Below are 8,520 nucleotides of genomic sequence, written 5' to 3' on the forward strand. Positions count from 1 at the left end.
GAGCGGGTGGGGTGGTCAGGGGAGGGTGCGGAGGTGGGGGGAGACGGTGCGGGCGAAGGGGGTGTTGTGGGTGACGTCCCAGTTGATGGACCAGGTCATGGCGCCGCGTAGGGCGGGGTAGGTGCGCGGGGGACGGAAGCTGCCGCAGTTCGTGCCCCGGGTCAGGCAGTCCAGGGCGGCGTTGACCACGCTGGGCGCGACTATGCCGCCACCGGCCGCCCCGGGACCAGCCGGCAGGCCGAGCCCGACCTGGTCGGGCCGCAGTCCCGCCTCCAGTTGGATGCAGGCCAACGCGACGATGAAGTTGACAGTCCCCTGGGCGTACGCGGCGTTGTTGTCGCAGCCGAGCATCGCCCCGGAGTTGTAGAACTGGGTGTTCACCACGGTCAGGATGTCCTTGATGTCCAGCGCGAGCTTGAAGTAGCTGGTGGCCGGGTTCTGCATGTCGATGGTCTGCGGCGCCATCGCGATGATCAGTGAGCTGCCCACCTTGGCCCGCAACGAGCGCAACGCCTGCGCCATGTAGATCGGGTCAAGGCCGTTCTCCAGGTCGATGTCGACACCGTCGAAGCCGTACCGCTGGATCAGCGCGTACACGCTGTCGGCGAAGGCCACCGCGGACGCCGAGCTGTTGACCACCACCCGGCCGGTCTCCCCACCGACCGAGATGATCACCTTCTTGCCCCGGCCCTGCAGGGTGCGTACGTCGGCGGAGAAGTCGGCGTCGGTGTAGCCGCCCAGCGAGGCGGACAGGCCCGGGTCGATGGCGAAGCCGACCGCGCCCGGCGTGCCGGTGGCGTCCGCGAAGGCGACAGCGACCAGGTCGTACTCTGCGGGCACGTCACGCAGTCGCAGCTCGACCGCCGGGTTGTCGAAGTTGTGCCAGTAGCCGGTCAGGATGTGCTTCGGCAGCCCGGTCACCGGCGGCGGACTGGTCGGGGGCGGGCTCGTCGGGGGCGGCGTGGTTGGAGGCGGGGTCGTCGGGGGTGGGGTCGTCGGAGGCGGTGTGGTGGGCGGCGGCGTGGTCGGGGTGGTCCCGCCGGTGCAGGCCGCGCCGTTCAGACGGCAGTTCGACGGTACGCCGGAGCCACTGCCCAGGAAGCCGAAGGAGACCGACGCGCCGGGGGCGATGGTGCCGTTCCACGACCGGTTCGTGAAGGTGTGCCGCTGGCCACTGGAGGTCAGCAGCGCGTCCCAGTAGGTGCCGACCGTGGTGCCGGCGGGCAGGTCGAAGCCGAGGCTCCAGCCGTTGACGGTGGCGGTGCCGCCGTTGGTGATCGTGTATCTGCCCTCCCAGCCGGTCCCCCAGTCGGACGTCTTGACGAAGCTCGCGGTGACCGAGGCGGCGTACGCGGCCGGGGCGAGCCACACCGCCCCCAGGGCCGCCGCCAATGCGCCGACCACCGACAACACCAGGGCTCTGGACCGTTTCATGCCTGCCTCCCGACCGAACGGACATCCATCGACGTCAACCTGACGCCTATTATTAGGAGTGTTAACTATTTCTGTCCAGAGCTGGCGCAGGGTTGTTAACAGGGGCCCCCTGCTCTACCGGAGGCGTTAACAGGGGGCCCTTCCTTACACCTCAGCGGCGGAAGTGGAACCAGTTGACGTTGACGAAGTCGTTGGGCTGGCCGCTGCTGAAGGTGAGGTAGACGGTGCGCCGCCCGGTCACCGACGACACGTTGCCCGGCACCAACCGCCAGCTCTGCCAGCCGCCGGTGTTGGCGATGGCGAAGCTGCCGATCGGCGTACCGGTCGGACTGTCCAGCCGCACCTCGACCAGGCCACTGACGCCGCCCGCCGCACCGGAGGCGACCCGGGCCACGAAGTCACGCGGTCCACTGGAGCCGAACTCGACGTTGTCGTAGCGGACCCAGTCGCCGTTGCGCAGCGCGGCGATGTTCTGCCCGCCCTCGGAGCACGCCTCCACGAGCACGCCGTTCTGGGCGTTGAACGACTCGGCCTGGATGGTCGCGTACGCGTCGCGCACGCCACTCGGCGGAGGCGTCGTCGGCGGCGGAGTGGTCGGCGGCGGGTTGCTGCCGCCACCTCGGGTGTAGACGGCCACGTAGTCGACGAGCATCGGCCGGCCCGGCACGGTCGCCGAGGTGGGCGTGGCGCTGCCGGCCACCCCGTTCGGGAAGGCCCCGCCCATCGCGACGTTGAGCAGCAGGAAGTAGCCGGCGTGGCTGGTCATCTGCGACCAGTACGGCTCACCGACGCGGGTCTGGCTGACCGTGTGGTAGAGCTGCCCGTCGACGTACCAGCGCAACTGCTGCGGGCTGATCGAGGCGTCCCACTCGAAGCGGTAGGTGTGGAACGCCGACTGGCAGGTGCTGCCCGGGCAGGCCCGGGACGCGCCGATGCCGTTGAACTCGTCGCACGGCCCGCCGGGTGCGACGCCGCAGTGCAGCACGCCCCACACCGTGTTGAGCCCGTTGACGTTCTCCATCACGTCGAACTCGCCGATACCGGGCCAGTTCTGGTAGTTGCCCCGGTACGGCGAGCCGAGCGCCCAGAACGCCGGCCAGTAGCCGGAAGCGGCGGCACCTGTGACGTTCGGCATCTGGATGCGGCCCTCGATGGCCAGCACCCCACCGGCGGGGGCCTTGAAGTTGCTGCGCACGGTCTCGATGCGGGCCGAGGTCCAGTTGCCGGCGCCGTCGCGCAGCGGCGTGATCCGCAGGTTGCCGGCACCGTCGTGGCTGACGTTCGCGGTGCTGTTGGTGTACGTCTGGATCTCGCCGGTGCCCCAGTTCGGCGGGCCACCCGGATAGCTGGTGCCGGTGTCGATGATCCAGTTGCTGCCGGACGGGAGCGTGCCGGCAGCGCCGGTGAAGTCGTCGCTCCAGACCAGGTTCCAGCCGGACGGGGTCGGCGGTACGGCGGCGTCGGCGGTCGCGGTGAGCCCGGCCAGGCCGGTGGTGGCGGTGACGAGCAGGGCCAACGCCAGCGGCAGCCGGCGTCTGGCGGGTGGGGCGGCAGCGGCCGCCGGGGTGGGTGTCATGGGCGTTGCCTCTCTACGGGACGGATGAGAGAGCGCTCTCTGAGGGAGTTGTACGTCCCACCCGGACAGTTGTCAATGTCGATCTGTGTCCGGCGACCACCCCGGACCGGTCGAGTCGTACGCCACGCGCGGACGGCGTTTCCGGGAACCCGTACTGCGGGTAATTGCCGCCGCGACCCGGTGCGGACCCACCGCCCGGCTGAGGCGGGACGGTGGTGGCGATGGCCAGGCAGCCTGCGGTGGCTCCGCACCCTGCGGCGGAACAGAACGACCTGCTCACGGTGGGTGTCGAGGAGGAGTTCCTGCTCGTCGACCCGGAGACCGGGGCGGCGGTGCCCGCCGTCGACGAGGTGATGGAGCAGGTACCGCCGGAGTTGCGCGGGCAGGTGGAGCGCGAGTTCCAGACCAGCCAGATCGAGATCGGCAGCCCACCCGGGGTGGAGCTCTCCTCCATCCGGCACTCCCTCGGTCTGCTGCGCGCCGCCCTCGCCGACGCCGCCGAACGGGCCGGGGCACAACTGCTCGCGATCGGCACCGGACCGGTCGACGGTCCCGTGCCGCCGGTGGTCGACAAGCCCCGCTTCGACCGGATGGTGGAGCGGTACCGCCTGCTCGTTCCCGGTCCGGGCAACAACGGGATGCACGTGCACGTCGGGGTGCCCGACCCCGACACCGGCGTGCAGGTGCTCAACCACGTACGCCCCTGGCTGCCGATCCTGCACGCGATCACCGCCAACTCACCGTTCAGCCGAAGCGAGGACACCGGCTACGCCAGTTGGCGGTCGATCGAGTGGGAACGGTGGCCGTCGGTGGCGCCGACGCCGTACCTGGCCTCGCACGAGCACTACCGACGGCTGATCCGTCAGCTGATCTCCAGCGGCGTGATGCTCGACGAGGGAATGCTCTACTGGTACGCCCGACTGTCGGCCAAGTACCCGACGGTGGAGCTGCGCATCGGTGACGTCTGCCCGACGGTGGACGACGCGGTGCTGGTCGCCGCCCTGGTCCGCGGTCTGGTGGCGACCGCGTTGGACGACATCGCCGCCGGTCGGCCACCCCTGCCCACCGACCATCATCTGCTGGTCGGCGCGCACTGGCGGGCCGCCCACGACGGGCTGGAGGGTTCGGCGGTCGACCCGACCAGCGGCGAACTGCGACCGGCATGGGACCTGCTGCACCAGCTCATCGGGCGGCTCGGCCCGGCCCTCGAACGGCACGACGACCTCGCCGAGGTGACCGGGCTGCTGGAAGGGCTGCGCGAGCACGGCACCGGCGCGGCGCGGCAACGAATGGCGTACGCCCGTACCGGACGGTTGCAGGATGTGGTGGCGCAGGTGGCGCGACAGACCCGGGGCGAGCCCCCGGCGTGACAGGAGGGTTGCCGTGGCGGAACGAATGATCGTCATCGGCGGTGACGCCGCCGGGATGGCGGCAGCCGCCCAGGCCCGGCGCAGCCGGGGGCGGGACGACCTGGAGATCGTCGCGTTCGAGCGGGGACACTTCACGTCGTACTCGGCGTGTGGGATCCCGTACTGGATAAGTGGTCTGGTGCCCGACCGCGATCAGCTGATCGCGCGGGACCCGGCGACGCACCGGGAGAAGTTCGACATCGACGTACGCCTGCGGCACGAGGTGGTCGCGATCGACCTGGACCGCCGCGAGGTGACCGCGGTGGACCTGGCGGGCGGCGGCGAGGTCCGCGAGCCCTTCGACATCCTGATGCACGCCACCGGAGCGGTGCCGACCACGCCGGACTGGGCGCGTACCGACGTCGCCGGGGTGTTCGGGGTGCAGACGCTCGACGACGGATCGGCGCTGCGCAGCTGGTTGGACGCCGACCCGCCGCCGCAGCGGGCGGTGGTGGTCGGCGGCGGCTACATCGGGGTGGAGATGGCCGAGGCGTTGGTGCTGCGCGGCCTGTCCGTCACCCTTGTCGAGCGGGCCGAACAGCCGATGTCCACGGTCGACCCGGACATGGCCCGGCTGGTCACCGACGCGATGCGCGGGCTGGGCGTGGACATCCGTGCCGGCGTGCAGGTCACCGGGCTGTCCGAGCACGACGGCCGGGTCGACGCCGTGCAGACCGACGCGGGCTCGATCCCGACCGACGTGGTCGTCCTCGGGCTCGGCGTACGCCCGAACACCGCGCTCGCCGAAGCCGCCGGCCTGCCCATCGGTACGACAGGTGGCCTGCGGGTGGACCGTCAGATGCGGGTCGCCGGGGTGCCCGGGGTGTGGGCCGGCGGGGACTGCGTGGAGACCCTGCACCGGGTCAGCGGAATGCCGGTGCACGTGCCGCTCGGCACCCATGCCAACAAGCAGGGCAGGGTCGCCGGCATCAACATCGGCGGCGGGTACGCCACCTTCGCCGGAGTGATCGGCACCGCCGTCACCAAGGTCTGCGACCTGGAGGTGGGGCGTACCGGCTTGCGCGAGCGGGACGCGCTGGCCGCCGGCTTCGAGTTCGTCTCGGTGATCGCCAAGTCGACCAACCGGGCCGGTTACTACCCGGGCGCCCGCCCGATGACGGTCAAGCTGATCGCCGAGCGGCCCAGTGGCCGGCTGCTCGGGGCGCAGATCGTCGGCTGGTCCGAGGCGGCGAAGCGGATCGACACACTGGCCGTGGCGTTGTGGAACCGGATGACGGTGGACGACATGACCGCCCTGGACCTCGGCTACGCCCCGCCGTACTCCCCGGCCTGGGACCCGGTGCTGGTCGCCGCCCGCAAGGCGGTCGACGCACTCGCCCGCTGAGCGTTTCTTGTGCGGCTACCGCCTGGCGCCGGTGGCCGGGCGCGGGCTGGTCGGGGTGTGACGGCAGGTCGGAATCGGCCAGGATGAGCCAGTGACCGGCGCGCTGCGGATTCCCGACGGGTTGACCTGGTTGCACGGCATGCCGGGCGGCTCGGAATGGTTGGCCGAACTGCCCGGCCGGTTGGCCGCATGTGCCCGGCGCTGGTCGCTGCGGGTCGGGCAGCCCTTCGGGTACGCCTTCGCTTCGCTGGCGGTGCCGGTGGACCTGCCCGACGGCACCCGGGCAGTGCTCAAGTTGCAGTTTCCCGACGCGGAGAGCGAGCACGAGGCGACCGCGCTACGCCGCTGGAACGGCGACGGCGCCATCCGGCTGCTCGCCCACGACCCCGAGTTGCGGGCCCTGCTGGTGGAACGCTGTGACCCCGGAACCCCGCTGCACGCGCTACCGCTCGACGAAGCGCTCGACGCCGTGGTGGCGCTGCTCCCCCGCCTCTGGGTGCCGGCCGGTCAGCCGTTCATGTCGTTGGCGGAGGCAGCCGCCGGCTGGACGGCCCGGCTGCCGATCACGTGGGAGCGCGCCGGACGGCCGTACGAGCGGCGGCTGCTCGACGCCGCTCTCGACCTGCTCACCGGGTTGGCCGGCAGCCAGGGCGAGCAGGTACTTGTCAACCAGGACCTGCACGCCGCCAACGTGTTGCGGGCCGAGCGCGAACCATGGCTGGTGATCGACCCGAAGCCGCTGGTCGGCGAACGGGAGTTCTCGGTGGTGCCGATGGTGCGCGGCACGGAACTGGGCCATTCGCGGGCGGCCGTGCGCCGCCGACTGGACAGGCTCAGCGCCGAACTGGGTCTGGACCGTGAGCGGGTACGCGGTTGGACGATCGGCCAGACGATGGCCTGGAGCATCGACGGCGGCCGGGTCTTCACCGACCACCTCGAGGTGGTCCGCTGGCTCGAATGAGGCGTTAACAGGGGCACCCTGCTATGCAGCAGGCGTTAACAAGGTGCCCTTCCTTACACCTGGCAGGTGGGGCACCAGTAGAGGTTGCGGGCGGTGATGGTGCCTCGGCTGATCGGGGTGGCGCAGACGTGGCACGGCTGGTCGGGACGGCGGTAGACGTACACCTCACCGCCGTGCCGGTCGACGCGGGCCGGGCGACCCATCGCCTCGGGCAGGTGTTCGGCGCGGACGGTGTCGATCCGGCCGGTACCGACGGCGAGCGTCATCAGCTCCACCAGGTCGGCCCAGAGCGCCTCCCAGCCAGCGCGGGTCAGCTCCCGGCCGGGCAGCGTCGGCGGCAGTCCGGCGCGGAACAGCGCCTCGGTCACGAAGATCAACCCGGTGCCGGCCACCACCGACTGGTCCAGCAACAGCGCCGCCAGCGGCGTCGAACTGCGGGAGATCCGGGCGTACGCCTGCTGCGGGTCGGCATCGTTGCGCAGCGGATCCGGGCCGAGGCGGGCCCGCAGCGCCGCCGCCTCGGGCGGCGTGAGCAGTTCGCAGGCGGTCGGCCCGCGCAGGTCGAGCCAGTGCCGGTCGGTGGCCAGCCGCAGCCGGATCTGCCCCACCGGCTCCGGCGGCTCACCGTCACCGTCGGTGACCTTTCCGTACAGGCCGAGGTGCACGTGCAGGATCCGCTCACCGGCGTAGTGGTGCAGCAGGTGCTTGCCGTACGCCTCGGTCTGCTCCAGGACGGACCCGGACAGCAGCGCGGCGCCCTCGGCGAACCGGCCCTGCGGGCTGGCGGCGAGCACCTTGTCCCCGGCGAACAACTCGGCGTGCCGAGCTGCCAGGCGATGAATCGTGTGTCCCTCTGGCACGACCACCAAGCGTAGCCAGCCTCTTGCCCGACTCACCGGACAGGAGTGGGTGCGGGTTCCGAATCGACCCGGAGCACGCCGGCCCTTGCTGGATGCCGGCAGTCGGAGAAGGTGCTCGGCGGCGGCCTGCTACTACTCGCTGGTAAGGATCATGCCCGAACGTCTGGTTCAATTGCGCCTCGGGACGCCGGAGACGGCGATGCCACGCCGGTGCGAAGAAGGACGGTGGGTCATGACGGATCGGATGCGGCGCGCGGTGGTGGTCGGCAACAGCGACGGGATCGGGTTGGCGTTCACCCGTCGACTGCTGGCCGACGGCTGGCGGGTCGCCGGGTTGTCCCGCCGGGACAACCCCATCGCCGTCCCCACGTACACCCATCACACAGTCGACGTGACCGCGCCTGACTATCCGGAGGTGCTCGGCAAGGCGATCGACGAACTGGGTGGGGTGGACCTCTGCGTGTACGCCGCCGGCATCGGCGAGCCCGTCGACCTGGCCGACCTGGACGCGCAGACCCGGACCTTCGAGGTCAACCTGATGGGCGCGGTACGCACGGCGTCCACGGTCGTACCGAGGATGGCGGCGGCCGGCGACGGCCATCTCATCGGGCTGTCCAGCCTCGCCGACCGGCTGGTCTCCCGGGACGCACCCGGCTACGCCGGTTCGAAGGCCGGGCTGTCGTCGTACCTGATGGGGCTGTCGGCGGCGCTGCGCGGACAGGGCGTGAGCGTGACCACCGTCCGGTTCGGCTTCGTGGACACCAAAATGGCGAAGGGACCGGTACGACCGATGATGATCTCGGTCGACCAGGCGGTCGAGGTCCTCGTGCGGTGCGTACGCGACCGCCCGGTGCTCGTCTCCCGCCCCCGCCGCATGGCCCTGCTCACCTCCGCCCTCTCCCCCTTCACCCGCCCCCGCCGCTGACCCCTGCGCT

At 71.2% G+C, this 8,520-nt stretch carries 7 protein-coding genes; 4 read left to right on the forward strand and 3 right to left on the reverse strand.

Annotated elements, in window-relative coordinates; genetic code table 11:
- Positions 1-15: 15 nt before the first annotated feature.
- Both C1A38_RS29695 and C1A38_RS29700 read right to left on the reverse strand, forming a co-directional pair.
- Positions 16-1,434 (reverse strand): chitinase, encoded by a 1,419-nt coding sequence (locus C1A38_RS29695; RefSeq protein WP_102660994.1) that lies wholly within the window; start codon positions 1,432-1,434, stop codon positions 16-18.
- Between the two features lie 151 nt (positions 1,435-1,585).
- On the reverse strand, positions 1,586-3,010 hold the full coding sequence (locus C1A38_RS29700) for a carbohydrate-binding protein (RefSeq protein WP_102660995.1): 1,425 nt from the start codon (positions 3,008-3,010) through the stop codon (positions 1,586-1,588).
- Positions 3,011-3,231: 221 nt separating this feature from the next.
- On the opposite strand from C1A38_RS29700, the gene C1A38_RS29705 reads away from it, so the two are divergent.
- The 3 genes from C1A38_RS29705 to C1A38_RS29715 all read left to right on the forward strand — a co-directional run bounded on the left by C1A38_RS29705 (position 3,232) and on the right by C1A38_RS29715 (position 6,725).
- On the forward strand, positions 3,232-4,380 hold the full coding sequence (locus tag C1A38_RS29705) for a carboxylate-amine ligase (protein WP_102660998.1): 1,149 nt from the start codon (positions 3,232-3,234) through the stop codon (positions 4,378-4,380).
- Positions 4,381-4,393: 13 nt separating this feature from the next.
- The gene (locus tag C1A38_RS29710; RefSeq protein ID WP_102660996.1) at positions 4,394-5,764 is read left to right on the forward strand and encodes an FAD-dependent oxidoreductase; all 1,371 of its coding nucleotides are present in this window, start codon (positions 4,394-4,396) and stop codon (positions 5,762-5,764) included.
- A gap of 91 nt (positions 5,765-5,855) precedes the next feature.
- On the forward strand, positions 5,856-6,725 hold the full coding sequence (locus C1A38_RS29715) for an aminoglycoside phosphotransferase family protein (protein WP_233197106.1): 870 nt from the start codon (positions 5,856-5,858) through the stop codon (positions 6,723-6,725).
- Positions 6,726-6,778: 53 nt separating this feature from the next.
- Here the strand turns inward: C1A38_RS29715 and C1A38_RS29720 are convergent, their stop codons facing one another.
- Positions 6,779-7,585 carry an Fpg/Nei family DNA glycosylase gene (locus C1A38_RS29720; protein ID WP_102661000.1) on the reverse strand — a complete coding sequence of 269 codons (807 nt, stop codon included), beginning with the start codon at positions 7,583-7,585 and terminating at the stop codon, positions 6,779-6,781.
- A gap of 232 nt (positions 7,586-7,817) precedes the next feature.
- Between C1A38_RS29720 and C1A38_RS29725 the strand changes: the two genes are divergently transcribed.
- Positions 7,818-8,510, forward strand: coding sequence for an SDR family NAD(P)-dependent oxidoreductase (locus C1A38_RS29725; protein WP_102660997.1), 693 nt, complete (start codon positions 7,818-7,820; stop codon positions 8,508-8,510).
- Positions 8,511-8,520: the final 10 nt, after the last annotated feature.

It is taken from the genome of Verrucosispora sp. ts21, from assembly GCF_002879555.1.
GTDB classification, from domain to species: Bacteria; Actinomycetota; Actinomycetes; order Mycobacteriales; family Micromonosporaceae; genus Micromonospora; species Micromonospora gifhornensis.

Coding starts and splice junctions, on each gene's coding strand:
- C1A38_RS29700 (WP_102660995.1), bottom strand. CDS start 3,010: ATGACACCCACCCCGGCGGCCGCTGCCGCCCCACCCGCCAGACGCCGG.
- C1A38_RS29705 (WP_102660998.1), top strand. CDS start 3,232: ATGGCCAGGCAGCCTGCGGTGGCTCCGCACCCTGCGGCGGAACAGAAC.
- C1A38_RS29725 (WP_102660997.1), top strand. CDS start 7,818: ATGACGGATCGGATGCGGCGCGCGGTGGTGGTCGGCAACAGCGACGGG.
- C1A38_RS29695 (WP_102660994.1), bottom strand. CDS start 1,434: ATGAAACGGTCCAGAGCCCTGGTGTTGTCGGTGGTCGGCGCATTGGCG.